General features: G+C 55.5%; 24 protein-coding genes, 1 tRNA gene and 1 pseudogene. 13 read left to right on the plus strand and 13 right to left on the minus strand.

Annotation, left to right across the window (positions count from 1 at the left end):
- The first annotated feature begins 531 nt into the window (after nucleotides 1–531).
- The 3 genes from CYR32_RS15475 to CYR32_RS15485 all read left to right on the plus strand — a co-directional run bounded on the left by CYR32_RS15475 (nucleotide 532) and on the right by CYR32_RS15485 (nucleotide 3228).
- Nucleotides 532–1047 (plus strand): GNAT family N-acetyltransferase, encoded by a 516-nt coding sequence (locus CYR32_RS15475; RefSeq protein WP_165698257.1) that lies wholly within the window; start codon nucleotides 532–534, stop codon nucleotides 1045–1047.
- Nucleotides 1048–1296: 249 nt separating this feature from the next.
- A complete protein-coding gene (locus tag CYR32_RS15480) occupies nucleotides 1297–1728 on the plus strand; it encodes a DUF2946 domain-containing protein (RefSeq protein WP_241523834.1) in 432 nt (143 codons plus the stop codon).
- Between the two features lie 81 nt (nucleotides 1729–1809).
- On the plus strand, nucleotides 1810–3228 hold the full coding sequence (locus tag CYR32_RS15485; RefSeq protein ID WP_101826013.1) for a PepSY-associated TM helix domain-containing protein: 1419 nt from the start codon (nucleotides 1810–1812) through the stop codon (nucleotides 3226–3228).
- 13 nt (nucleotides 3229–3241) lie between these two features.
- Here CYR32_RS15485 and CYR32_RS15490 read toward each other — a convergent pair whose 3' ends face one another.
- The 3 genes from CYR32_RS15490 to yjbE form a co-directional block, all read right to left on the minus strand.
- Nucleotides 3242–3982: an SDR family oxidoreductase gene (locus CYR32_RS15490; protein WP_101826118.1), complete on the minus strand. Its 741-nt coding sequence runs from the start codon at nucleotides 3980–3982 to the stop codon at nucleotides 3242–3244.
- A gap of 33 nt (nucleotides 3983–4015) precedes the next feature.
- Complete coding sequence (locus tag CYR32_RS22015) at nucleotides 4016–4138, minus strand: hypothetical protein (RefSeq protein ID WP_277621948.1); 123 nt, start codon at nucleotides 4136–4138, stop codon at nucleotides 4016–4018.
- Between the two features lie 214 nt (nucleotides 4139–4352).
- Nucleotides 4353–4592, minus strand: coding sequence for an exopolysaccharide production protein YjbE (gene yjbE / locus CYR32_RS15495; protein ID WP_101826015.1), 240 nt, complete (start codon nucleotides 4590–4592; stop codon nucleotides 4353–4355).
- A gap of 721 nt (nucleotides 4593–5313) precedes the next feature.
- On the opposite strand from yjbE, the gene mmuP reads away from it, so the two are divergent.
- Both mmuP and mmuM read left to right on the plus strand, forming a co-directional pair.
- Nucleotides 5314–6744 (plus strand): S-methylmethionine permease, encoded by a 1431-nt coding sequence (mmuP, locus tag CYR32_RS15500; protein WP_101826017.1) that lies wholly within the window; start codon nucleotides 5314–5316, stop codon nucleotides 6742–6744.
- Entirely contained in the window at nucleotides 6734–7672 is a 939-nt protein-coding gene (gene mmuM, locus CYR32_RS15505; RefSeq protein ID WP_101826019.1) for a homocysteine S-methyltransferase, read from the plus strand. Before mmuP ends, mmuM begins: the two co-directional genes overlap by 11 nt.
- Nucleotides 7673–7700: 28 nt before the next feature.
- Here the strand turns inward: mmuM and CYR32_RS15510 are convergent, their stop codons facing one another.
- A complete protein-coding gene (locus CYR32_RS15510; protein WP_101826021.1) occupies nucleotides 7701–7967 on the minus strand; it encodes a helix-turn-helix transcriptional regulator in 267 nt (88 codons plus the stop codon).
- A gap of 621 nt (nucleotides 7968–8588) precedes the next feature.
- On the opposite strand from CYR32_RS15510, the gene CYR32_RS15515 reads away from it, so the two are divergent.
- Complete coding sequence (locus tag CYR32_RS15515; protein ID WP_101826023.1) at nucleotides 8589–10136, plus strand: catalase; 1548 nt, start codon at nucleotides 8589–8591, stop codon at nucleotides 10134–10136.
- Between the two features lie 44 nt (nucleotides 10137–10180).
- A complete protein-coding gene (locus CYR32_RS15520; protein WP_101826025.1) occupies nucleotides 10181–10711 on the plus strand; it encodes an ankyrin repeat domain-containing protein in 531 nt (176 codons plus the stop codon).
- A 273-nt stretch (nucleotides 10712–10984) separates the two neighbouring features.
- Here CYR32_RS15520 and CYR32_RS15525 read toward each other — a convergent pair whose 3' ends face one another.
- From CYR32_RS15525 to CYR32_RS15535, 3 genes are all read right to left on the minus strand, one after another.
- On the minus strand, nucleotides 10985–11674 hold the full coding sequence (locus CYR32_RS15525) for a helix-turn-helix domain-containing protein (RefSeq protein WP_165698258.1): 690 nt from the start codon (nucleotides 11672–11674) through the stop codon (nucleotides 10985–10987).
- A gap of 320 nt (nucleotides 11675–11994) precedes the next feature.
- The gene (locus tag CYR32_RS15530; RefSeq protein ID WP_101826029.1) at nucleotides 11995–12468 is read right to left on the minus strand and encodes a nuclear transport factor 2 family protein; all 474 of its coding nucleotides are present in this window, start codon (nucleotides 12466–12468) and stop codon (nucleotides 11995–11997) included.
- Nucleotides 12469–12598: 130 nt separating this feature from the next.
- A complete protein-coding gene (locus CYR32_RS15535; protein ID WP_101826031.1) occupies nucleotides 12599–13567 on the minus strand; it encodes a chemotaxis protein in 969 nt (322 codons plus the stop codon).
- Between the two features lie 312 nt (nucleotides 13568–13879).
- On the opposite strand from CYR32_RS15535, the gene CYR32_RS15540 reads away from it, so the two are divergent.
- Both CYR32_RS15540 and CYR32_RS15545 read left to right on the plus strand, forming a co-directional pair.
- Complete coding sequence (locus CYR32_RS15540) at nucleotides 13880–14290, plus strand: hypothetical protein (RefSeq protein WP_101826033.1); 411 nt, start codon at nucleotides 13880–13882, stop codon at nucleotides 14288–14290.
- Between the two features lie 298 nt (nucleotides 14291–14588).
- On the plus strand, nucleotides 14589–15356 hold the full coding sequence (locus CYR32_RS15545; RefSeq protein ID WP_101826119.1) for an SDR family NAD(P)-dependent oxidoreductase: 768 nt from the start codon (nucleotides 14589–14591) through the stop codon (nucleotides 15354–15356).
- An 81-nt stretch (nucleotides 15357–15437) separates the two neighbouring features.
- Here the strand turns inward: CYR32_RS15545 and CYR32_RS15550 are convergent, their stop codons facing one another.
- Nucleotides 15438–16316, minus strand: a complete 879-nt coding sequence (locus CYR32_RS15550; RefSeq protein ID WP_101826035.1) for a LysR substrate-binding domain-containing protein — start codon at nucleotides 16314–16316, stop codon at nucleotides 15438–15440.
- A gap of 176 nt (nucleotides 16317–16492) precedes the next feature.
- On the opposite strand from CYR32_RS15550, the gene CYR32_RS15555 reads away from it, so the two are divergent.
- From CYR32_RS15555 to CYR32_RS15570, 4 genes are all read left to right on the plus strand, one after another.
- Complete coding sequence (locus CYR32_RS15555; RefSeq protein WP_101826037.1) at nucleotides 16493–17770, plus strand: ribulose-bisphosphate carboxylase large subunit family protein; 1278 nt, start codon at nucleotides 16493–16495, stop codon at nucleotides 17768–17770.
- 1 nt (nucleotide 17771) lies between these two features.
- On the plus strand, nucleotides 17772–19166 hold the full coding sequence (locus CYR32_RS15560) for a four-carbon acid sugar kinase family protein (RefSeq protein WP_101826039.1): 1395 nt from the start codon (nucleotides 17772–17774) through the stop codon (nucleotides 19164–19166).
- A 45-nt stretch (nucleotides 19167–19211) separates the two neighbouring features.
- On the plus strand, nucleotides 19212–20558 hold the full coding sequence (locus tag CYR32_RS15565; protein WP_101826041.1) for an MFS transporter: 1347 nt from the start codon (nucleotides 19212–19214) through the stop codon (nucleotides 20556–20558).
- Between the two features lie 341 nt (nucleotides 20559–20899).
- On the plus strand, nucleotides 20900–21151 hold the full coding sequence (locus CYR32_RS15570; RefSeq protein WP_101826043.1) for a YdgH/BhsA/McbA family protein: 252 nt from the start codon (nucleotides 20900–20902) through the stop codon (nucleotides 21149–21151).
- A gap of 60 nt (nucleotides 21152–21211) precedes the next feature.
- Here the strand turns inward: CYR32_RS15570 and CYR32_RS21470 are convergent, their stop codons facing one another.
- From CYR32_RS21470 to CYR32_RS15595, 5 genes and pseudogenes are all read right to left on the minus strand, one after another.
- Nucleotides 21212–21595 (minus strand): hypothetical protein, encoded by a 384-nt coding sequence (locus tag CYR32_RS21470; protein WP_146000710.1) that lies wholly within the window; start codon nucleotides 21593–21595, stop codon nucleotides 21212–21214.
- Nucleotides 21596–21602: 7 nt separating this feature from the next.
- Nucleotides 21603–21834, minus strand: a pseudogene (locus tag CYR32_RS21895) (ash family protein); the annotation flags it as partial.
- Nucleotides 21835–21994: 160 nt separating this feature from the next.
- The gene (locus CYR32_RS15585) at nucleotides 21995–22399 is read right to left on the minus strand and encodes a DUF6979 family protein (protein ID WP_241523835.1); all 405 of its coding nucleotides are present in this window, start codon (nucleotides 22397–22399) and stop codon (nucleotides 21995–21997) included.
- Between the two features lie 44 nt (nucleotides 22400–22443).
- The gene (locus CYR32_RS21900) at nucleotides 22444–23091 is read right to left on the minus strand and encodes a hypothetical protein (RefSeq protein WP_241523836.1); all 648 of its coding nucleotides are present in this window, start codon (nucleotides 23089–23091) and stop codon (nucleotides 22444–22446) included.
- 327 nt (nucleotides 23092–23418) lie between these two features.
- Nucleotides 23419–23494 (minus strand) — tRNA-Thr (locus tag CYR32_RS15595).
- Nucleotides 23495–23599: the final 105 nt, after the last annotated feature.

A 23599-nucleotide genomic window follows, 5' to 3' on the forward strand; every position in this document is an offset into this window, starting at 1 on the left:
TCTTTCTGCGGCCCCGCTGCCGCCACCGCGCAAGGGGCGCGTAGGCGCGCGCCCCTTGCATCCCCGCGCCCTGGGTGCCCCGGCTGAATCATTGCCCGCTACCGCGGGTGACCCTCATTGCGCCTCCGGGCTTTTCGGGCCGGTACAGACACGCTCCCAGCGTGGCTGTACCTCTCGCGGGCGTCCTGCCCGCTCGCCCGGCCCTGCGTCTCCATTCGGCAATGATTTTTACGCCCCCACCACTTCTGCAAAACTGCGGGTATGTAAGGAAAGAGTAGGGGCGGTTCCCTTTTCGCTGCATGTAGAGGTGATTCGTCCTGCGTCTCTAGGCGTCTCTATAGGCTCTGCGTCTCCACGCAACAGGGCTTTTTACCGTTTTGCCGGGCAGTCGCTTTCTGACCTGAAAAGAAAGTATTGGGGCCACGTAATCATTCATCCCGCGAATGAATAGTTAAACCGATTCAGCAAGCGCATTGATTTGTGCGCGTAAATTCAGCAGGATGGGTTCTTTTATTCATCGAAGGAATGAGAATGCTGACAATCAGAACGGCCGGTGTCGCGGATGCGGCTACCCTGCAACAGGTGGCGCGTGAGTCTTATCTGCACCATTTTGCCCACCTGTGGCAGGTGGCGGCGGAGATGGAGGAGTTTCTGGCCGAGGAATATAACCGCGACACGCTGGAAGCGGAGCTCGCTAACCCGGATATTCTGTGGCTGCTGGCGGAATCCGAAGGCCAGCCGATCGGCTTTGCCAAGGTCTGCTGGGACCGCCCGCGCCCGGATAACAGCGAAACAGGTGCCCTGCTGCAAAAACTCTACCTGATGCCGGAACAGACCGGGCAGGGCTACGGCAACCAACTGTGGGACGCCGTGCTCGCCGAAGCTCGCCGGCGCGGCCAGCGCAGCCTGTGGCTTACCGTGCTGCAAAACAACCCGCGGGCGCGCACCTTCTACCTGCGGCGCGGCATGGAGAGCATCCAGACCCTGCCGTTCTCCAGCGCCAGCCAGCGCAGCCTGATGGATGTGCTGGCTATCCCGCTGGCATGATCACCCTGCCGCTGCCGGGCTTCCCGGTGGATCTGGTCAGCGCCGCGCCTGGCCACACCGGCGCGGTGTGCGCCGGCAGGATCATGTGCTGACGGCGCTGATTGCGCCGGGTGACCTGCCCGATCGGTGATCTTTTCTTTACTGTCTTATCCATTCCCGGCAGCAGATGTTTAACATTTATCAGGCAAATCACGTACAATCAGCGCGTCTGTTACCGCACTGCGCGGTGACATTATGATGGGATGTGCTGTGTTTCTGACGCTTCGCCCCTCTGCCCGGCACCGCTGCACAGCGGCCTGGCTGGGGATAATGTCTCTGCTGCTGCTGTTTATCGCCCCGGTGATCTCCACATCACTGGCGCAGATGCACGCCCGCGCAGAGACGGCGATGCCCGGCATGATGATGCCGATGGACCACATGGCGATGGATCACGACATGATGCCGGCGGAAGAGATGCCGATGTCACATACGGCGGGCATCATGCCTGACCAGGCCGCCTGTGGTTACTGTGTGCTGCTGGCCCATCTGCCGCTGATGGAGATCGCCCTGCCGCTGCTGGCCTGGTTCACCCTGCTGGCTGCCCGCGCGCCACCGCTGCGCCGCCGGTTACGCCTGCCGCCCCCGCCTCCGCTCTGCCGCCCGCGTTCACGCGCGCCCCCTGCTCCGCTGTTCAGTCTCTGACGCCCCCGGCGTCTTTTGCCGTTGCTGTTGCCCCACCGGGCAGCGGCAGCGTGACCTTTGCCTGATCACGGAGTTCATACCATGTCGGTTGAATCATTGCCGCAGGCGCGCCCCGCTGCGCCTGCCCTCTCCACCCGCGCGGCGCTGCTGGCGCTGCTGAAACGCCTGCATTTCGCCATCGGCCTGTTTGTCGGCCCCTTTATCTTTGTCGCGGCGCTGACCGGCACCCTCTATGTGCTGACGCCGCAGCTCGAAAGCGCGCTCTATGCGCAACAGCTCTTTACCGACGCCACCGGCCCGCTGCAACCGCTGTCGCGCCAGGTGGCGGCCGCCCAGGCGGCGGCAGGTGCCGATGCGCGGATTATCGCCGTGCGCCCCGCCCCTTCGCCTGCCCAGACCACCCGCGTGATGTTCGCGGCCGCCGGGCTGGGGCCGTCAGAGAGCCGCGCGCTGTTTATTGACCCGCACACGCTGGCGCTGCGCGGCGAGCTGACCGCCTACGGCACCAGCGGCATCCTGCCGCTGCGCACCACGCTGGACTACCTGCACCGCAATTTGCTGCTGGGTGAGCCGGGCCGGATCTACAGCGAGCTGGCCGCCTCCTGGCTCTGGGTGGCGGCGCTGGGCGGGCTGGTGCTCTGGCTGGCCCAGCGCCCGCCCCGGCTGACGCGCCACGCCACTGACAACGCCCGGCAGCAGCAGCGTACCCGCCGCCGCCACGCCTTCACCGGGCTGGCGCTGCTGCTGGGGCTGCTGTTCTTCTCCGCCACCGGCCTGACCTGGTCAGGCTGGGCGGGCAGCAACATCGACCGGATGCGCAACGCGCTGGACTGGATGACCCCGGCCGTGAGCACCACGCTGCACGGCGCACCGGCAGAGGCCGCCGACCCGCACGCGGAACACCACGGCATGATGATGATGCCCGGCATGGCGATGCCCGCCGCGCCTGCCCAGACCCCCGCGATGTTTGAGGGGGTGCTGAACGCGGCACAGCAGGCGGGCATTGACGCTGACCGGCTGGAGATCCGCCCGGCAAAAGTCAGCGGGCGGGCGTGGACGGTGAATGAGATCAACCCGCGCTGGCCAACGCGCGTCGACTCTGCGGCCGTTGACCCGCACGGTTTCCGGGTGGTGGACGTGGTGCGCTTTGCCGACTTCCCGCTGGTGGCGAAACTCACGCGCTGGGGCATCGACGCGCATATGGGCGTGCTGTTCGGGCTGCCGAACCAGCTGCTGCTGGCGGCGTTCGGGCTGGGGCTGTGCCTGATGATCGCCTGGGGTTACCGGATGTGGTGGCTGCGGCGACCGGCCGCGCCCGCCCAGCACCCGGGGCAGACGCTCTGTGCCGCCTGGGCGGCGCTGCCGCGGCTCCCGGGCATTTTACTGCTGCTGGTGGCCGCAGCGCTGGCGCTGGCGCTGCCGGTGATGGGCGTCAGCCTGCTGCTGTTCCTGCTGGCGGACGCATGGCGCTGGCGCCGGGCGGTTCAGGGCGGCCGCTGACCGCCCGCGCCGGTCAGATGATGCCGCCATTGGCGCGCAGCGTCTGGCCGTTGATCCAGCCGCCGTCCGGCCCGGCCAGGAACGCCACCGCGGCGGCGATGTCCTGCGGTTCCCCGAGGCGCTCCAGCGGGGGCATCTTCGCCAGCCGCTCCACCTGCTCCGGGGTTTTGCCGTCGAGGAACAGATCGGTGGCGGTCGGGCCGGGGGCCACGGCGTTCACGGTGATGGCGCGGCCGCGCAGCTCACGCGCCAGCACCGCCGTCAGCGCTTCTGCCCCCGCTTTGGTGGCGGTATAAACGCTGTAACCCGGGTGCAGCAGCCCCACCAGGCTGGAGGAGAGGTTAATGATGCGCCCGCCGTTACGCAGGCGGCGCGCCGCTTCACGCAGGGTGTTGAAGGTGCCTTTCAGGTTGATGGCGATCAGCCGGTCAAAGGTGGCGTCGTCAATCTCCGCCAGCGGCGCGATGGCCATGACCCCGGCATTGTTTACCAGCACATCCACCCCGCCGAAGGCCGCGTCCGCCTCAGCAAACAGCGCCGCTACGGCGGCGGCGTCACTGACGTCCGCTTTTACCGCGATCGCCCGGCCGCCGCGCAGGGTGATCTTCTCCACCAGCGCATTGGCCGGCAACGCCTGGCTGGCGTAGTTGACCACCACCGCAAACCCCTCTTTGCTCAGCCGTTCCGCCACCGCTGCGCCGATGCCGCGTGATGCCCCGGTAACGATAGCGACTTTCTGGTTTTCACTGTTCATCATGGTTTCTCCAGTAGGAGGATGGCCGTGCGATCAATAGCGCACGGCGTAGGAGTCGATCACCCTGTCGATCTTATGGTCGATAGCATTGATGACCCGGCCGGATACCATCTGCATACCGATGCTTAATACCACTGCAACCGCCAGTACCGCCAAGATGCCTTTTGCCGTCATGTGAGGTGTCCTGTGAGGGGCTGGCCGGATGCGGCTGCCCAGGCGGTTAGCTATAGCAACCTGCGGCCACCACGGCAATGGAAAAGGCGGAATCTCTGTACAAAGCAGACCTGTTACGGCACGGGGCAGGCAAAAAAGGGCCGCACACCGGCGGCCCATAAAACAAGCAAGGGGGGGACTACAGGTAAAACAAAACTCAGCGGGTGGTCTGGGTGGTGGTCGAGGTGCTGGCGGTGGAGCCGTTACCGTCGGAGCCGCCATTTTCCAGCAACAGCGCGACCGCCGTGATCGCGGCGATGCTGCCGACGCCGATGGCGTCTGACTGGCCTTTGCTCAGGGTGGTGGCGCTGCTGCCGGCCGTTTGTGCCGCTGCGGCCCCGCCGGACACGGCCAGCGCGAGCATTACACCGGCGACTTTCATCATAGTTGCGTTCATTTTCTTATTCTCCTGATGACATTGCTGTGAGAGTCATGGGATGTCGGGGGGCCGCCGGGCTGCTTTCCTGAGGGTGGTGCCCTCTTTTTTAGTGCGCGTTCTCTGCATCATTGCGCCAAAGCAGCCTGAAACGCCCCGGAATTGCCGGGTGATTCCTTGCCAATTCATCAAGCCCTGCGAATTAAAACGCTAGAGGTTTGCCTTTTAAAAAACAAATAACATCAGCCTTATTAAAGACTTTAAGAATAGCCTTAAAATAAAATGAATTTTTTCAGTTTTCCCGCGCGGCATCACAAGGTGAAATGATCATGAAACCCGCGTGAAAACCCTTAATAATCAACATGTAGATTTTAGGAATGTAAGTGAGAATCTCAGGCAATATGTTCAACACCAGGGGCATATAAAATAACCGCGCATTTTTTTACCTTTATTTCCCTGGCATGGGTTTCATTTTTATCCGGCCGGTTTTTTATTATCGTGCGAAGGGGATTTTATTTTTCCGCTGATATTTTCTTTTTCTGCCGGTAAATAATGGGGTGGAGGTTTTATTAAAAGGTAAACAACCGCGCCGGTGGCTGGATGGTTCCGGAGGGGGATTAGTAAGAAGGGGTGACCTCTGGCCGGAAGCGGTGATCACTCAACCGGGCTGAAGATTGATTTCAGCAGGCGTAAAAGGTATAACACACAGACTTTAGAAGTTTAGACGTCTATACGGATAAAAATGAGCAACCAACCTTCCCCCCGTTCCGGCCAAGAGGGCCAGTTCCAGCGCACCATGAAAGCCCGCCACCTGGTGATGCTCTCCCTTGGCGGCGTTATCGGCACCGGATTGTTCTTTAACACCGGCTACATTATCTCGACAACCGGCGCGCTCGGCACGCTGCTGGCTTACCTGATCGGCGCACTGGTGGTCTACCTGGTGATGCTCAGCCTGGGCGAGCTGTCCGTGGCGATGCCGGAGACCGGCGCGTTTCACCTCTATGCCGCCCGCTACCTCAGCCCGGCCACCGGCTACACCGTGGCCTGGCTCTACTGGCTGACCTGGACGGTGGCGCTCGGCTCCAGCCTCACGGCCGCCGGCTTCTGTATGCAGTACTGGTTCCCGGCGGTGCCGGTCTGGATCTGGTGCCTGCTGTTCTGCCTGGTGATTTTCCTGCTGAACGTCATCACCACCCGGGTGTTTGCCGAGGGGGAGTTCTGGTTTTCGCTGATCAAAGTGGTGACGATTCTGGCGTTCATCATCCTGGGGGCCGGGGCGATGTTCGGGCTGGTGCCGATGAGCGACGGCACGCCCGCACCTTTCTTCCATAACCTGACTGCCGGGGGCTGGTTCCCGCATGGCGGCCTGCCGATCCTGATGACTATGGTGGCGGTGAACTTCGCCTTCTCCGGCACGGAGCTGATCGGCATTGCGGCCGGTGAGACGGCGCAGCCGGAGAAAGTGGTGCCGATGGCGATCCGTACCACGGTGGCGCGGCTGGTGATCTTCTTCATCGGCTCGGTGCTGGTGCTGGCAGCGCTGATCCCGATGGACCAGGCCGGGATTGTGAAAAGCCCGTTCGTGACGGTGTTTGAGAAGATCGGCATCCCTTATGCGGCCGACATCATGAACTTCGTGATCCTGACGGCCATCCTGTCGGCAGCCAACTCCGGCCTCTACGCCTCAGGGCGGATGCTCTGGTCGCTGGCCAATGAGCGCACCCTGCCGCGCGCCTTCGCCAAAGTGAACCGCCGCGGCATCCCGATGAATGCGTTGCTGATCAGTATGCTGGGCGGGCTGCTGGCGCTGCTCTCCAGCGTGATTGCGCCGGACACGGTGTTTGTGGCGCTCTCTGCCATCTCCGGCTTTGCGGTGGTGGCGGTGTGGCTGAGCATCTGCGCGTCGCACTATGTGTTCCGCCGCCGCTGGCTGGCGGACGGCCACGCGGCGGCAGCTCTGCCCTACCGCGCGCCCTGGTACCCGGTGACGCCGATCCTCGGTTTCGTGCTCTGTGTGCTGGCCTGCGTCGGGCTGGCGTTCGATCCGTCGCAGCGGATTGCCCTATACTGTGGCCTGCCGTTCGTTGCGCTCTGCTATCTGGCCTATTACATGACCCAACGACGGGCAAAAACCTTAACTGCCGCTGTATCAGGAGAACACCATGCCGGCTGAAAACCCGATTGCCCGCCATCTGGCGCAGCACCCCACTCTGATTCTGGACGGGGCGCTGGCCACCGAACTGGAAGCGCGCGGCTGTAACCTCGCTGACCCGCTCTGGTCAGCCAAAGTGCTGATCGAAAACCCGGAACTGATTTACCAGGTGCACCTGGACTACTTCCGCGCCGGGGCGCAGTGCGCCATTACCGCCAGCTACCAGGCGACGCCGCAGGGCTTCGCGCCGCGCGGGCTGGATGAGGCGGCCTCGCTGGCGCTGATTGGCAAAAGCGTGGCGCTGGCGCAGCAGGCGCGCAGCGACTATCTGGCGCAGCACCCGGAGAAAACCGGCCTGCTGGTGGCCGGGTCGGTCGGCCCTTATGGTGCCTATCTGGCGGACGGTTCAGAGTACCGTGGGGATTACCACCTGCCGCAGGCGGAGATGATGGCGTTCCACCGGCCGCGCATCCGGGCGCTGGCGGAAGCGGGCGTTGACCTGCTGGCCTGTGAGACGCTGCCCTCGTTTGCGGAGCTGGAGGCGCTGATTGCGCTGTTGGCGGAGTTCCCGGCGCTCACCGCCTGGTTCTCCTTTACGCTGCGGGACAGTGACCACCTGAGCGACGGCACGCCGCTGGCGCAGGTGGCGGCGCTGCTGAACACCACCCCGCAGGCCGTGGCGCTGGGCATTAACTGCATTGCGCTGGATCAGGTCACGGCGGCGCTGCAATCCCTAAGCCCGCTCACGGACAAGCCGCTGCTGGTCTACCCCAATTCCGGCGAGCAGTATGACGCCACCGACAAACGCTGGCACAGCTGCGGCACCGGCCACCAGACGCTTGCCGACCACCTGCCTGCCTGGACGGCGCTCGGCGCCCGCCTGATCGGCGGCTGCTGCCGCACCACCCCGAAAGACATCGCCGCCATCGCCCAGCGCTGCGCCGGCTGATTCCCCTTTTCTGCCCCAGGCATGCCGGTCAGCCCGGCGTGCCTGCCGCGCAGCACTGCCAGTACTGCAAAATGGCATCCGCCAGATCGTCCTCTTCGGCATAAAACCAGGCCAGCGGCAGCCCCAGCACCTGGGCGATGCGGCTTGCGGTGGCCTGGTCAGGTTGGTGGCGGCCTTTCTCATACTGGTTCATCCGCGAACTGGCGGTGGTTTCCTCCATGCCGGCCAGCAGCCCAAGTTTATATTGCGTTAACCCGGCCCGTACCCGCGCCTCTTTTAATCGTTTTACCAGCATGGTTATTTTCCTCCCGTATAAACTCAGGTATTCTTAGTTTTTACCCGCCCCCGTTATGTGCCCGGCAAAATAACGCCGTATTCAGGCCGGAGAAGTATGAATGCTGTCCCACTTTTTGGGGAAGCAGTTTATTTTAAGATGTGTCTGAATATTGCTGGTTTTATGAACCACTTCGCAAAATGTGGCCGTTTTCTTTTTAGCCTCTCCTTTTCCAATTACTTCATTTATCTCAATTTTTTATTTAACGCCTGCCGATGTTAAGCCCCGCCTATTAATCTGATAGTGATAACGGCCTTATAAAACGCCTGAATCCCGGTAAAGTAGCGCCCTGCCATGCCCGCGTAACCGATTGTTTTTGCGTCAGTGCGGGCAAAAACATCGGCGCGCAGGGTGCGTTTCTGCTGCGCCGGTTGCTGTCTGTTCTCACAGAGGAGAAAAATGACCGTTTATCCTGTCACCTGATTAATCACAACGATCACACTGGTGCATCGCCCTTTTTATGATGGGCGCGCTGCCGGTTATTTATTTTGGTTGCCTGCGCATTCAGGTGGCCCACCCTGACTCACCTGCAATAAATAGCCTCTGGCTAAAAACAATAATTCTTTAAAATAAGGAAATACCATGCGCAATATCCGTGCTGCGGGACTTAACACCCGGCTCAAAAAAAGCCTGTTGATTGTCTCGTCATTAATTATCACCACCTCGGCCGGCGCGGCCACCCTGACGCGCGATAATGGCGCGCCGGTGGGCGATAACCAGAATTCCCAGACCGCCGGCGCCCACGGCCCGGTGCTGTTGCAGGATGTGCAGCTGTTGCAGAAGTTGCAGCGCTTTGACCGCGAGCGCATCCCGGAGCGCGTGGTGCATGCCCGCGGCACCGGGGCGCACGGTGAGTTCACCGCCACCGCGGACATCTCTGACCTGACCACCGCGCAGCTGTTCCAGAAAGGCAGCAAAACGCCGGTGTTCGTGCGCTTCTCGCTGGTGGTGCACGGCAACCACTCCCCGGAGACGCTGCGTGACCCGCGCGGCTTCGCCACCAAGTTCTACACCACCCAGGGCAACTGGGATCTGGTCGGCAATAACTTCCCGACCTTCTTCATCCGTGATGCGATCAAGTTCCCGGACATGGTGCACGCCTTCAAGCCCGACCCGCGTACCAACCTGGATGATGACGCGCGCCGCTTTGACTTCTTCTCCCACCTGCCGGAGTCCACCCGCACCCTGACCGAGCTGTACTCCAACGAGGGCACCCCGGCCTCCTACCGCAACATGGACGGCAACAGCGTCCACGCCTACAAGTTCGTGAATGCCAAAGGCGAAGTGCACTATGTGAAGTTCCACTGGAAGACGCTGCAAGGGGTGAAAAACCTCGACCCGCAGCAGGTTGAGCAGGTACAGGGCAAAGATTACAGCCACCTGAGCCATGACCTGGTGGACGCCATTAACCGCGGTGACTTCCCGAAATGGGATCTCTATGTGCAGGTGCTGAAGCCGGAAGATCTGAAGAATTTCGATTTCGACCCGCTCGACCCGACCAAAATCTGGCCGGGTGTGCCGGAGCGCAAGATCGGCCAGATGGTGCTGAACAAGAACCCGGATAACATCTTCCAGGAAACCGAGCAGGTCGCCATGGCCCCGGCGAATCTGGTGCCGGGCATTGAGCCGTCGGAAGACAAGCTGTTGCAGGGCCGCCTGTTTGCCTATGCCGATACCCAGATCTACCGCCTGGGCGCTAACGGCCTGAGCCTGCCGATCAACGCCCCGCGTGCGCCGGTTAACAACATCAACCAGGACGGCAGCCAGAACACCGGCCACACCCAGGACAAGGGCGTGAACTACCAGCCAAGCCGCCTCTACCCGCGTGAGGAGCTGGCCTCGGCGCGCTACAGCCTGACGCCGCTGGAAGGCACCACCCAGCAGAGCAAAATCCAGAAGGAGCAGAACTTCAAACAGGCGGGCGAACTCTACCGCTCCTACAGCAAAAAAGATCAGGATGACCTGATCAACAGCCTTGGGTCAGCGCTGGCGACCACCGACAGCGCCAGCCGTGACGTGATGCTCTCCTACTTCTATAAAGCGGACGCGGAGTACGGCACCCGGCTGACCAAGGTCGCGAAAGCGGATCTCAGCAACGTGCAGCAGATGGCCGCCAGACTCTCTGACTGATAATCCCGGCCGCCCGCTGCCCGGGCGGCCTGAAGGAGCCTATGATGATGCGTTTTTTGCTGGTAGTTAGCCTGCTGTTCTCCCTGCCGGGCCTCGCCCAGCCCACCTCACCGGCAGACATACACGCCTCTCTGAACCGCCACCTCTGGGACGCGGCGCGCAACGGCGATAACCCGGTAATCCGGGAGTTTGTCGCGGCAAACTATGACCTGAACGCGCAGGACGCCAACGGCTATACGCCGGTGATCCTCGCCGCCTACCACGGCCACGGTGACACGCTGGCCCTGCTGCTGAAACATGGCGCAGACCCCTGCCTGCGGGACAAACGCGGCAACAGCGCACTGATGGGTGCCATTTTCAAAGGGGAGATCGCGATCGCCCGCACCCTGATTGCCGCGCCCTGTAACCCGGATCAACGCAACAACGCGGGCCAGACCGCCGCCATGTATGCGTCATTGTTCCAGCGCACGGAATTATTGAAAGCATTGGCCGCCAAAGGGGCTGATATGCAAGCCACTGACGCGCTGGGCAACAGCGTAACGTCACTGGGGCAGGGAGAGGTGCGGGGGCGGTAAAGGGGTCACTATGGCATTCTGACACGGGCGGCAACCTGATGGGCGCGGTTCTTTCCCGTCACCCCATTCCCTTTTTCAAAACGCTGGCGCTCATCCTGCCCCAGGCAGGGCAAAGAACAGATAACAGCGCCATCTTTTCATCAGTAACAGCGTCCGCCGGATGACCTTTTACGACAACCAGGCAGTCTGAATTGGCATTCCGGCCGGGCCTGCGCCCCGCGGGAATGCCAATTCAGCTGTTTACCTTACCGCAGGCCTTCTTGCGCAGGCGGATTAAAACTTATCAGGCAACTCTTTATGCACCACAATTCCTTTTCCGCTTTTTCCAATTTCAATATATTCCCCGAACTTTAATTCCCGGAGAATACGCATCACATTGGTTCTGGAAATAGAGGTGCGCTTCTGGATATAAGCGGCGATTTTAATATTATTTCTGACGTCTTCGGGCTGGGCACAGATGTCGGTGATAATCTCTTTGATCTGTTCATAGGCGCATTTGCCGACTAATTTATAGCTCTCTTTCCATAAGGCGATCATCGTATAGGTGACCGTTTCACACACTGCCTGCCAGAGTTTCTTTTCAGTGAAAATCGCTTTGGCTACCACTACCGGCACATAACCGAGCTCGCAATGGGTTTCAGCAATAAAGTAGTGCCCCTGATTGGAATAAATCGCATTGGCGAGGCCAAGGATGATGTTTTCAATATTGACTTTAACATAGAGGTCATTATCCCCCCTGACCATCGACATCTGCCCCTTTTTCAGCAGGAAGATATAATCAATATCCTGCCGGAAATCCAGGATCATGCCTTTTTCAAGGGAGAAGGAGAATGACTTTGCCTCAAGGGCTTTAAATAAATCGTCAATCGCCGGCGGCCTGCGGTTCCGTATACTATTTTTCCCAGCGCTCCTGCCGGGGCGCAAAGGGGGAACAGTGACCCCCTTTTGTATGGCGTTTTTCATGATGTTGTGTCTGCCTTTTATTGATTTCCCACACTCATGCAAACGCATATAAGTAAACCAGAAAAACAGGCTTTACAATGTGCCATCTGGCACAGTTAATTTTCCTTTTTGGTGAAAACCAGAATGTATCAGGGCAGAGTCAGCCTCTCCCTGAATCGGGATATGGCCATACTCTGACGCGATTTAATGAATGCCTTTCTGGGGCGCGGGCGGAAGCTGCCTGGGATGGCGGCTGGCGGTGATGTGATCCCCGCCACGCTGACAGTGAATTGAAGGGGGAACAGAGGCCTATTCCCCCCGGAAACTATTTACCCTGCCGCCTACAGCCCCAACGCCGTCAGGCCGGGGTGATCCACAGGCCGGGGGGCGTGGCGGTCCCAGTGGAATTTTCGCTCTGATTCGGCGATCGGCACGTCGTTGATGGAGGCGTGGCGCACCGCCATCAGGCCGTCGGCGTCAAATTGCCAGTTCTCATTGCCGTAGGCGCGGAACCACTGCCCGGCGGCGTCCTGCCATTCGTAGGCAAAGCGCACCGCGATGCGGTTTTCGCTGAACGCCCAGATCTCCTTGATTAAGCGGTAATGCTGCTCGCGCGTCCATTTCTCCTCCAAAAAGGCCACGATCTCCGCGCGGCCGGTGATAAAGCGGTCACGGTTACGCCACTGGGAGTTTTCGGTATAGGCCAGCGACACCCGCTGGGCGTCGGTGCTGTTCCAGGCATCCTCTGCGGCGCGGACTTTCTGGATGGCGGTCTCTAAGGTAAACGGCGGTAACGGCGGGCGGGGTGATGACATAGTGCGTTCCTCGATCGGGGTAATCCTTTGTTGTACCGGGATATTCCAGAAAGGGGAAATCACTATTCGTGCTAAGGGTGACCGGAAAAAGGGGTAACGCGCCGGGCGGCACCGGCGCGTATCAGCGGGATTAACGGGCGGCGGCTTCCAGTACCTGATGGATGGTGGTGGAGAGCTCGTTAATTTCGAACTTCGCCACATAGCCGTTGGCCCCAACCTTGCGCACGTGCTCTTCGTTGGCGCTGCCGGAGAGTGACGAGTGGATCACCACCGGGATGTTTTTCAGCTGCTCGTCACGTTTGATGTTACGGGTCAGCGTGAAGCCGTCCATCTCCGGCATCTCCAGATCCGTCAGCACCAGGCCGATCTTGTCGGTGATCGGCACGCCCTCTGCCCTCGCCTGCTGGGCGATCAGCTTGATTTTCTCCCAGGCTTCCAGCCCGGTGTTGTGCATCAGCGCCGGGATACCCAGCCCCTTCAGGCCGTGCTCCAGCATGGTACGGGCGACTTTGGAGTCCTCCGCCACGATGGCGATCGCCCCCGGCTTCAGCTTAAAGCCTTTGGCTTTGATCTCGTCGGCGGCGTCTACCATGCGCACGGTCGGGATGATGTCATGCAGGATCTGCTCGACATCCAGCACCAGCGCCAGGTTGGTGCTCTGCTTGTCGTTATCGAGGCAGGCGATGCTGGTGATGTTGCGGTTGCTGACGCCCGCTTCCGCGGCGTGAACCTGGCTCCAGTCGAGGCGGACGATGTTGTCCACCGACTCCACGGCGAACGCCTGGGTGCTGCGCGCATACTCAGTGACCAGCAGCAGGTTCAGCCCGGTCGCGGGCGTGCACCCGGCCACGGCCGGCAGGTCGATCACCGGGATAATCTGCCCGCGGATGCTCGCCACGCCCAGCAGCGGCGATTTCATGCCCGCCGCTTTGGTGATGGTCGGCATGGTGACGATTTCCCGCAGCTTAAACACGTTGATGCCATAGAGTTCGGACTTTTCGCCTTTGGCATCCGTCCCCAGCCGGAACAGCAGCAGCTCAAATTTATTGGAGAGCGCCAGGTTAGCCCGTTCGTCGATATCTTTTTGAAAATTATCCATCTTTGCCTCTGAGAAGGGTGAATACCGTAATTTACAAGCCGATATGCGTGGTGAGCTAACGGGGAAAGCCCGGCTTTCCTGGATCAGCGCGCTTGAATTACTCTGGGAGGTTATCGGCAGGCCGGCGGGATTTTGTAGGGTGGCGCGCAGATTTTGCACTGGGCGAACCTGCGCGCAGCGGGGTGCCGCCGGGAAGCCCCTGCCCGAATGGTTTTTTTGTGATCGCGGTTAACCAGCCCGGCCGCGTTTCAGCGTACAACGTCTGTTTGGTCTTTCGGTTCATCCGGAACGGGTTAACAGAACGGGGTATTCATGCGCAAGGCGGCGGTTATCACACTTTTCCTGCTGTTTTTTCTCTTTTCCGGCAAAGAATTTATCGGCAGCGTGCTCTTCCCGGTGACCCTGACCCTGATCGAGAAAGTCCCCATCAACAACAGCGCCCAGCTCTACGTGGTGGAAGCCGATGTGAATGCCACCACCCAGCCCTCATATCGCTATTACCTGGCGGACAGGCGCACCAGCCAGGCCGATTTTCTGGCAAGCATTCAGGAGAGCGACGACTATTTCCTCCAGACCCGGGAAAAGGCCCGCGTTGAAGTCAGAGAAGGCGGGCTGTTTTTATCGACCACCGGCACGGTGGATAAATTTACCAATTCCGGTGGGTATCGCGTGGGGAGCCATCTGTTTCATGTGAAGGTGGCGCTCTCGGCGGAGCCGGAGTGAACATGTTTAGCCCAGGCGAGCGTCAGGGCGTCAGTGCTGCTTGTGGTACATGGCGGCATGGACGGGGCACCGATTCCTATAGGCGAAGAACAAATAAAACAGTTTAAAACAAAGGTGCCAATCTTTCCGAAGACCTTCTATATCGCAGAGATTTTTTAAAGGTACCCGAGGTGGCCTTGCCGATGTCCAGGTGATTTTTTGTGAGCGGCCAGTGATTTTTTATCCATTGCGCTCTGATGTTGCTCTTCATAGAGTGCTGAAGAAGATCATTTTTACCTCAACTACGCTCAAGGACACTATGACTACTACAAATAAGAAAGTTGCCGTTGTAACAGGGGGGGCGATGGGTATTGGTGCAGAAGTCGCAACAAAACTTGCTGCAGAAAATTTCCACGTCATCATCTGTGATATCAACGTCGACGCAGCCAACGCTTTTTGCAAAGAACTCATCGCCAAGGGTTTGGCAGCCACAACCTGTTATATGGATGTCAGCTCATCACAAAGTATTAATGACGCATTTAAGCAGATAGATAAAGAATTTGGCCGTTGTGATGTGCTGGTTAACTCAGCCGGTATCGCCAAAACAATGCCGTTCCTGGATTTTGATGCTGACGTGTTCATTAAGACAATGAATATCAACGTCACAGGCACGTTCCTGTGCTGCCAATCTGCGGCCAGGCTTATGAAAAAAAATAACTCGGGCCGGATAATTAATATCGCTTCTGTTGCCGGTCTGAGAGCGGTCGGAAAAGGCCGGACTGCATACGGCACCTCAAAAGGTGCGGTGATAGCACTTACCCGTCAGATGGCGGTAGAACTCTGTGAATATGGAATTACGGCTAATGCGGTTGCGCCCGGCCCGGTTGACACCCCTATGACGAAAGAACTCCATAGCGAAACATTTCGTCAGGCATACAGCAGAGCAATTCCGCTCGGGCGCTATGGCCTTACATCTGAAATTGCCGGGGCAGTAAGCTATCTGGCTTCAGACTCAGCCGCCTATGTAAATGGTATTGTCCTGCCGGTTGACGGAGGCTTTCTTGCCTGGGGAGCCGGCGATATTTAAAACATATCGCGCCTGTCAAAACATACCGCGCCTGTCAGGGCAGGCGCTTCATTACCCCACCAGGACTCGGCAACCCTTCCCTTAGTTCCCCTCCATCTCTGCGCGAATCCATTCAACCAGATGTGTTGTATCTTCCCGCGATTCAGCATTAGGTGAGATCCAGAGCACTAACTTCTGAGGGCCTTTGACGAAGCCGAAAGGAGCAATCAGTGTGCCTTTTTCAAGCTCTTCACGCACAAGCATTCTTGGGGTATTCGCAAATCCCAGACCGACTTTAGCTGCTTTTATCAACAGATAAAAATGTTCATAAAACTCCAGCTCACTGTCGGAAGGAAAATCAGCGTTGTTCGCGCGGTACCAGTTTTCCCAGGCATCCGGACGTGTCCGGGTCGCCAGCAATCGGCCACGTTCAAGATCTGCTATTTCTTTAATCCCTGAAGACGCCAGATAATCAGGCGCACATACGACCCCGACCCATTCCTCTATTAATGGAACAGGTGTGATACCGAATGGCGGAGGAATGCTCGCCAGACGTATGGCCACGCTGACACCGTCGAGCGCGAAATCAATGGGGCCATGTCCCGTGCGTAAGCCTACTTCCATTGTCGGAAAGCTGCTATGAAGCCGCCCCATCCTCGGCAGCAGCCAGTACATCATTATTGACGCGGAACAGGACAACTCAAGCGGCCGGGGCCTGACATCATCAATGCTTTCCTGAATCATGCCGAATGCCCTGCTTAAGCCCGCAGCAAGTTTGGCCCCTTCAGCCGTCAGTTTTGTGCCTTGAGGCGTCCGGATAAGGAGCGTCACGCCCAGTAATTCTTCCAGCGCCCTTATGTGCCTGCTAATTGCGCCATGCGTCACAGAAAGCGCATTTGCTGCTTCAGTGAATCCCCCTTTTCGCGCGGTCATTTCAAATGCCCGAAGTGCATTAAGAGATGGCCTTAGTGGTCTGGACATACTGATTTCCCTCCATATTTCAGCAAATGATGATGACCGCCTGTGCTGTTGGCTGTGACTTTTTCTCCTCTTCAATTGAAATCATATCGATAGGCAAAAAAGGCCGTCAATGTATATTGAAATTAGTTTTTCAGTATTAAGACCCCGTGCACATTATTAATAAATAAGGAATTAATATGCTTTCACATCCGCCTGCAAGAGAAGAGTTTACCGCGCTGTTTTTTGTTGAAAGCAGTTACCCTCTCGAAAAAGTCAGCGAAATTATCGCCGGAGAACAGTCCAGCGGTACGTTTATATCTCTCCCCGGGGAATCGGCTGAGCTTAAAGAAAGATCCCGTGCCCGGGTCGTTTCAATTACGGAACAACCGCCGGTCAATGTCGCCTCGCTACACAGCGAATTTCTGAAAAGAAAACACGCCTCAGATAAATACTTTCGTGGGCAGATAGAAATTGCCTTTCCGGTCGAAAACGTTGGCGTCAATATCCCGGCTTTACTGACGACCGTAGCGGGAAATCTTTTTGAGATCGGTGAAGTTACCGGCCTGCGTCTGCTGGATATTACGTTACCCGAGCAGTTCGCGAAGAAGTTTTCCGGGCCGCAGTTTGGCATTGAGGGAACACGGTCACTTTGCAATATCCATGACCGGCCTATTATCGGAACCATTATCAAGCCCAGTATAGGTCTGATGCCTGAGCAGACAGCGCAGGTAGTGGATGAGCTTTGCGCAGGCGGCATCGACTTCATCAAAGATGATGAATTAACCGTAAGCCCTGACTATGCCACCTTCGATGCCCGCCTGAATGCCGTCATGCCCGTGATAAAAAAACATGCCGACCATTTGGGCCGTATGCCTATGTATGCGATAAATATATCCGGCAGTGTCGATGAGATGTTGCGCAGGCATGATGCGGTAGCAGAAGCGGGTGGTACCTGTATTATGCTGAATCTTAACTGGGTAGGGCATTCTGCTGTTGAACATATCCGCAAGCACTCACAGCTTCCGATTCATGGTCATCGTAATGGATGGGGCGCTTTGACACGCAACCCCTCTCTTGGCTTCTCCTTTCCTGCCTATCAAAAAATCTGGCGTTTATGCGGCATAGACCATCTGCATGTTAACGGTATTAAAAGCAAATTCTGGGAACCCGACGAATCAGTGATCGATTCAGCATTAAGTTGCCTGACTCCCTTTTCAGGTGTGCAGCCTATTGTTCCTGTTTTTTCGTCCGGCCAATGGGCAGGACAGGCACCTGATTTATACAACAAGCTCAAATCCGTCGATCTTATGCATTTAGCGGGGGCAGGCATTATTGGTCATCCGGGCGGTATCAGTGCCGGTGTACAAAGTATGCGGGAAGGCTGGGAAGCGGCGATTAATCAGGTTTCCGTTCATCAGTACGCCCAGACCAGGCCAGCGCTGGCTGCCGCCCTGGAAAAATTTGGAGGGGCATAAAATGCCTGCAAACATTCAGCCTAAACTCAGGCTTGCATTTTATGGTGATGATTTCACGGGTTCATCAGATGCACTGGAAGTGCTGGCATCTGCCGGATTGAAATGTGCAATGTTCTTGACTCCGCCTTCCGCCGGGCTATTAAGCACGTTAGGGGATTTTGACGCCATCGGCATAGCAGGAGACAGTCGTTCAATGTCTCCTGAAGAGATGGATAACACCCTGCCTGACATATTTTCAGCGTTAAAGGCGCTCTCTCCACAGCTTGTTCATTACAAAGTGTGTTCAACGTTCGACAGTTCACCCGAAACCGGAAATATCGGGCACGTTATCGGTATGGCAGCAAAAATTTTTGAAAGAAATGCTGTGCCGGTAGTGGCCGGTAACCCTGCCCTTGGCCGGTACTGTGTTTTTGGCAATTTATTCGCGCTTTCAAAAACGGATCATGCCGTTCACCGTATTGATCGTCATCCGGTTATGAAATCCCACCCTATTACGCCAATGCATGAAGCCGACCTGGCATTACATATAGGAAAACAGAAATCACTCAATTTTGCCCGGGTGACTATCAATCAGCTGGATGATGAAACCGGGTTAAAACAAGCGCTGGAAAACATCTCTGAAAATGATGATGCCGTTTTGTTTGATGGCGCGACCCCCACCCACCTTACAACGGTAGGTAAAATTCTGGCTACCTCTGCTGAACATTCATCGCCGCTGTTTGTTGTGGGATCGTCGGGTGTTGAATATGGCCTCATTCAGCACTGGCAGCAGTCTGGGCAGATTGACCATAGTTCAGAGCCGGATACCTTTTTAAGTGCAGTGGAACAATTGCTGGTTATTTCCGGCAGTGCCTCACCGCTTAGTTATTTACAGATTGGAAAGGCTATAGAAAATGGCTTTGCTGACATTGAAGTCGATGCACGGGCACTTATTTCTGATACTGAAAAGGAAAAGGCTGCTCAGGCAATTGTTGATAAAGCAATTGCCCTGCTTCGGTGCGGTAAAAATGTTGTCATCCATACGGCAAAAGGCCCGGATGATTCACGTATCGCAGACATGATTAATTTCATGGTGGCTCAGGGAGCCAGCCCTGAACTTGCTAAAATCCAGGGCGGTAAAACATTAAGTCTGGCGCTTGGGCGCATCACCCAAAAAATCCTTGAGGGGCACCCGATTAAACGAATTGTTGTTTCAGGTGGCGATACGTCAAGCCAGGTAACGAAAACACTCTCACCTGACGCGCTCGTCATTCAATCGTATATTTCACCCGGCGCACCGTTATGCAAAGCGTTATCCGAAAAACCATTTTTGTCCGGTCTGGAAATCGCGCTCAAAGGCGGGCAAATGGGTGAAGAAAACTATTTTGTTCAGGCACTGACGGGTAAGCAATGCTGAAAAATCCAGACTGATATAAAGCACCTGCACTGAAGGATAATTACTATGAACATCTCTGCATCGGAAAAATCACCTACCTATATTGAACATACTGAAGTTGATAATAATAAATCGATGAAAAACGTTGTCGCAGGCAGCCTGTTTGGTACGGCTCTGGAAACTTATGACCTTTACCTGTACGGCACTGCTGCAGCATTGATATTCGCACCGCTGTTTTTTCCTGAGGCTGATGAAACTGTGTCGCGATTAGCGTCACTGGCCTCATTTGCTATTTCATTTATTGCCCGCCCATTAGGTTCCCTGGTTATCGGCCATTTTGGGGACAGGATAGGCAGAAAAAAATTATTATACATGACGCTGATTGTCATGGGGCTGAGCACCGTGGCGATAGGCTTATTGCCGACATACGCAAGTGCCGGTATCTGGGCGCCGGTCATGCTGTGTGTATTACGGTTTATTCAGGGGTTTGCTTTTGCAGGCGAATACAGTGGCGCGGTTCTGATGCTACTGGAGCATGCACCCCGGCGAAAACGGGGTTTCTACACGGCAATAAACAACATAGGCCCGGTATTTGGCTTTTTTGGTTCGGCAGGTTTGCTGCTGATCGTCAGTTCGGTTCTGCCAACCGAAGAGTTTTACGCATGGGGATGGAGAATACCGTTTGTTGCCAGCCTTGCACTCTTAATTGTTGGCGTTTTTGTTAGATCCAAAGTTAAAGAATCGCCTGTATTTGTTGAAGCGGCAGCTAAAAGAGCTAGCGCTGATAAACAGGAGATGTCCCCTGCAATGACTCTGTTTACAAAATTTCCTAAACAGCTTCTGCTTGTTGCCGGGGCAAATATTTGCCACTTTTCAACCTTCTATTTGTTTACTGTGTTTTCGATGAGTTATGCGCAAAGAGATCTTGGCATGTCTAACAGCATTGTTCTGGCCGTCGTGATGTTGGCCATTTGCACACATCTCGTTGCTGTGCCCCTTGCTGGCGCACTGTCTGACAAAATCGGACGTCGCAGAATGATGCTCATTGGATTTGCCGTGACAGCTTTATCAGCATTCCCGTTCTGGTATCTTTATTCCAGCGGTGCGTTTCTGCCGATGCTTGCAGGGGCAAGCTTGTTAATGATCGGCTATGGGCTTGTTTATGGTGCTGTCGCGTCTTTCACCGGAGAAGCTTTCGGGACAAGCGTCCGTTTTACCGGCTTTGCCATGGCAACCAATGTTGGCGGGATTCTGGGTGGCGGAACCGCCCCGATTATTGGTGCTTTTTTACTAAGCTATTTCGGAACACCTTACGCGATAGCATGGTATATGGTCTTTTTAGCCCTGGTATCTGCTACCTGTACTTATCTCAGCAAAGAAACCAGCCATAAAGACATCTCGACTGAAAGCTGATCCTGGATTTTTACTTTATAGAGCGCCGGTAAATAATTTTTACCGGCGCTTTTCTCTTAGCCTGCTTTACGGTGTTACCCCGCGCCCAGCGCCGCCCACAGGGCGTTGACCCGCTCCCACAGCACAAACCCCAGCGACGCCCTCCCCCCAGCTCACCGACTACAACAGCCCATACCCGAGCCGCGTTTCAAAAGCCACTAAGCCGATGCCGCCACACTGACAATTTTGTCATATCCCCGTCAGCCTCATGACAGGTTGGCTACGTATATTCCTCTTTAACGCCATAGAGAACCTTCATGGTGAAAATTCTGACACCGCCATTTGTTTAAAAAGGAAACAGCATGAAAGCATCCCTTATTATTACCCTGGTCATGGGGCTTATTTCCGTCAATGCCGCCTCTGCTGCACAGCACGTTGATCAGGCTGAGGGGAAAGAGAAGATTGGCGTCATCTCCGCAAGCGATGCCTATAACCTCGATGAACTCTCGCAAGCACTTTCTGCCAAGGCAGATGAAAAAGGGGCCACCTCTTACAAAATACTTTCAGCCTCCGGCAATAACCGGCTGCACGGCGTGGCCGAGATTTATAAATAATTTGATATATTGCTGCCGTACTGACAGGGCGGCTTCATCCGCCGCCCTGTTTTTACCCCGTTACAGCGCCGCCCGCAGGGCATTAACCCGCTCCCACAGCACAAACCCCAGCGATGCCCTCACCCACGGCTCACCCACCTGCAACATCGCCAACGCCAGCGCCCGGCACTGCTCCGCCAGTTCCGACGCACTCAGCGGGCGATCGTCATAGAGATGTTCATCGAAAGGATAAGGCGTGGCTGGCAGGTCGTATGGCAGATCGAGCGCGACATCCAGCGCATTCAGCTCGGCCAGCAACATCGCGCAGAGATCTTCCCCTGCGGGTGACGCATCAAGATTTACCAGGGTGAAGGCTAACAGGCGGCAGTGTTCGGTCAGGGCGTGGGGAGTATAGGCATTGACGGGAGAGAATGCAGAAACCACGTGCGGGAATTGGCTATCCATATAAAAAAAGCTCCTTGAAGTGAGGGTTAAAGCCACCACCGGAGTTCCTACGCTCTTGGGTGGTAGCCCAGACGGGGGTAGGAATACCGGCCTTCAAGGACACCGGCCAGCCCGAAGGCTGCCCCGCCTGAGCCACCATTGAAACACTGCGAAAGCCGTGTAATAGATATGCCAAGGCTGCAACCCCCAAATAAAGGGGTCGCCCTGAAGTAACTCGGGTTCCTACGCCCGGCTGCGGATGTGCCGCAGCGGCGGGAATGATAACAGGTGGGAGTTTAGAGGGACAATAGGGAAAGGAAGCTAAATATTACTTAGATATAAGAAGTTGTATTGAGAAGATTAAGAGTTTCAGTGTCAATTCTTTTGAAATCAATCGACACTTCTAATTTTATTAACCTGCTAATTATTATCGGGAAAAGTTAATAACCCTGCCTCACTCAACGCGATAACGACATCCATTTGGCTATTATGACTTTTACCCTCTGGTGCAACCTTTTTCCAAAGATAAGATCTATTCGCCTCGCCACCATTAAGTATGAGGAATGCAGCGTCGATGGCATACTTTTTATTTATGCTTTTATCTTTGACACCGTAGCTACCCTTAGCAATTCCTTTAACCAGGCCATCTTCACAAAGGCCTAAGAAAGCAATGCGTGGGCATGCCTTACTTCTTGATGAGGGCTGTTCAGGGAAAGTTTTGTTCATTGTTTTATCCCATTCAGAGCGGATATCTTTTGATGAGTGTCGGAGAATAACTTTTGCTGTTTCTTCTGCGGCCGCCCCATATTTCCCAAACTTTATCATATAACCCCCCCTAACCTAAAGAACGTTAAATTACTCTTAATCCATTATTTAATCAGACTTTCAATTCTACTTACCTCTTGATCTATAACTTTAAATCCTTTATCTTTAACTTCCCTAACTTCGCTATCAATTAATTTTATTCCTTGTGCGCAATCGATTAGAGAAGCACGCTTAGCTTCATAAAGCTTCTGATAAATTTCATTTTCAGTTTTCTCCGCCATCAACAGAAAAATATGTTCATACTCAGAAATTAATTTATTATTTCCTTTATATGACTGAATTAGCGAGCGCGCATATGTGTAGATCTCAATGATTGAATCACGAGAATCGTCAGATAATTTAGCGATTTCTTTGGCGTTCTCTTCATAAAAAGTAAAATTATCGTCCCCAATGGGAAAGGTTACAAGCAACATCTCTCCAGGAACTATCGCTTCAACATGTTTTTTCATTCTCTTATCGTATAATTCTAAAAGGATCGACATTTCTCCTCTTATACCCTTTAGAACAGAGCGTTGGATTTCTAACAATTCTTTCTCTTTATTTTTTTCTGCAATTTTAGCCTGCCTATTACCCACCAAAAGTGTAAAAAGCCCACCAACTATCGCACCACTTAAGGCGGATATAAGTGTAATCAATGAGTCAGCATTTTCGCCCAGAAATGAATAATCTAATATCCCTTTTTCAATCCCCATCCCTCACCTCTACATAACCAACTTTTATTTTGATGATAATGCCAAATTTTTATTTTTTCATCAATTACTGATTGTTAACTTGCAGTTTTCTTTGAGGCGGCTTATGACGTGTATTTTTATATAAAAGTTAATGATTTATTGTTTTGTGAGATTATTTTTGTTTTAAAAACTATCTCCATCCAACCTAAGAACTGATACCCCCAAAAGTACCCCCACCTACAGCAGGTAACAACAAAAACCAAGCAATCTTACAGGCACAAAAAAAACCCGCAATCAGGCGATATAAGGGCTAGGTATGTCTTCAGTAAAGTTAAGGAAATCAAGAATTGGTGCCGATAATAGGAGTCGAACCTACGACCTTCGCATTACGAATGCGCTGCTCTACCAACTGAGCTATATCGGCTTGGGAGGGAACTGCCGGGGAACTACGGGGTGACAAATTATTGAAAACTGCACGGCAAGTCAAGAGGCGTTTGGTCGTCTGCTGATTTTATCAGCGCCCTGCCCG

This window comes from Chimaeribacter coloradensis (assembly GCF_002858715.1).
GTDB lineage: Bacteria > Pseudomonadota > Gammaproteobacteria > Enterobacterales > Enterobacteriaceae > Chimaeribacter > Chimaeribacter coloradensis.

Bases quoted from the DNA above. Each gene is read 5' to 3' on its own strand.
- CYR32_RS15490 (WP_101826118.1), bottom strand. From the start codon at position 3,982: ATGAACAGTGAAAACCAGAAAGTCGCTATCGTTACCGGGGCATCACGC.
- CYR32_RS15540 (WP_101826033.1), top strand. From the start codon at position 13,880: ATGCGCAAGGCGGCGGTTATCACACTTTTCCTGCTGTTTTTTCTCTTT.
- CYR32_RS21470 (WP_146000710.1), bottom strand. From the start codon at position 21,595: ATGGATAGCCAATTCCCGCACGTGGTTTCTGCATTCTCTCCCGTCAAT.
- CYR32_RS15510 (WP_101826021.1), bottom strand. From the start codon at position 7,967: ATGCTGGTAAAACGATTAAAAGAGGCGCGGGTACGGGCCGGGTTAACG.
- CYR32_RS15555 (WP_101826037.1), top strand. From the start codon at position 16,493: ATGCTTTCACATCCGCCTGCAAGAGAAGAGTTTACCGCGCTGTTTTTT.
- mmuP (WP_101826017.1), top strand. From the start codon at position 5,314: ATGAGCAACCAACCTTCCCCCCGTTCCGGCCAAGAGGGCCAGTTCCAG.
- CYR32_RS15570 (WP_101826043.1), top strand. From the start codon at position 20,900: ATGAAAGCATCCCTTATTATTACCCTGGTCATGGGGCTTATTTCCGTC.
- yjbE (WP_101826015.1), bottom strand. From the start codon at position 4,592: ATGAACGCAACTATGATGAAAGTCGCCGGTGTAATGCTCGCGCTGGCC.
- CYR32_RS15520 (WP_101826025.1), top strand. From the start codon at position 10,181: ATGATGCGTTTTTTGCTGGTAGTTAGCCTGCTGTTCTCCCTGCCGGGC.
- CYR32_RS15515 (WP_101826023.1), top strand. From the start codon at position 8,589: ATGCGCAATATCCGTGCTGCGGGACTTAACACCCGGCTCAAAAAAAGC.
- CYR32_RS15545 (WP_101826119.1), top strand. From the start codon at position 14,589: ATGACTACTACAAATAAGAAAGTTGCCGTTGTAACAGGGGGGGCGATG.
- CYR32_RS15560 (WP_101826039.1), top strand. From the start codon at position 17,772: ATGCCTGCAAACATTCAGCCTAAACTCAGGCTTGCATTTTATGGTGAT.
- CYR32_RS15585 (WP_241523835.1), bottom strand. From the start codon at position 22,399: ATGATAAAGTTTGGGAAATATGGGGCGGCCGCAGAAGAAACAGCAAAA.
- CYR32_RS15565 (WP_101826041.1), top strand. From the start codon at position 19,212: ATGAACATCTCTGCATCGGAAAAATCACCTACCTATATTGAACATACT.
- CYR32_RS15525 (WP_165698258.1), bottom strand. From the start codon at position 11,674: ATGAAAAACGCCATACAAAAGGGGGTCACTGTTCCCCCTTTGCGCCCC.
- CYR32_RS15530 (WP_101826029.1), bottom strand. From the start codon at position 12,468: ATGTCATCACCCCGCCCGCCGTTACCGCCGTTTACCTTAGAGACCGCC.
- CYR32_RS15485 (WP_101826013.1), top strand. From the start codon at position 1,810: ATGTCGGTTGAATCATTGCCGCAGGCGCGCCCCGCTGCGCCTGCCCTC.
- CYR32_RS15475 (WP_165698257.1), top strand. From the start codon at position 532: ATGCTGACAATCAGAACGGCCGGTGTCGCGGATGCGGCTACCCTGCAA.
- CYR32_RS15535 (WP_101826031.1), bottom strand. From the start codon at position 13,567: ATGGATAATTTTCAAAAAGATATCGACGAACGGGCTAACCTGGCGCTC.
- mmuM (WP_101826019.1), top strand. From the start codon at position 6,734: ATGCCGGCTGAAAACCCGATTGCCCGCCATCTGGCGCAGCACCCCACT.
- CYR32_RS15550 (WP_101826035.1), bottom strand. From the start codon at position 16,316: ATGTCCAGACCACTAAGGCCATCTCTTAATGCACTTCGGGCATTTGAA.
- CYR32_RS21900 (WP_241523836.1), bottom strand. From the start codon at position 23,091: ATGGGGATTGAAAAAGGGATATTAGATTATTCATTTCTGGGCGAAAAT.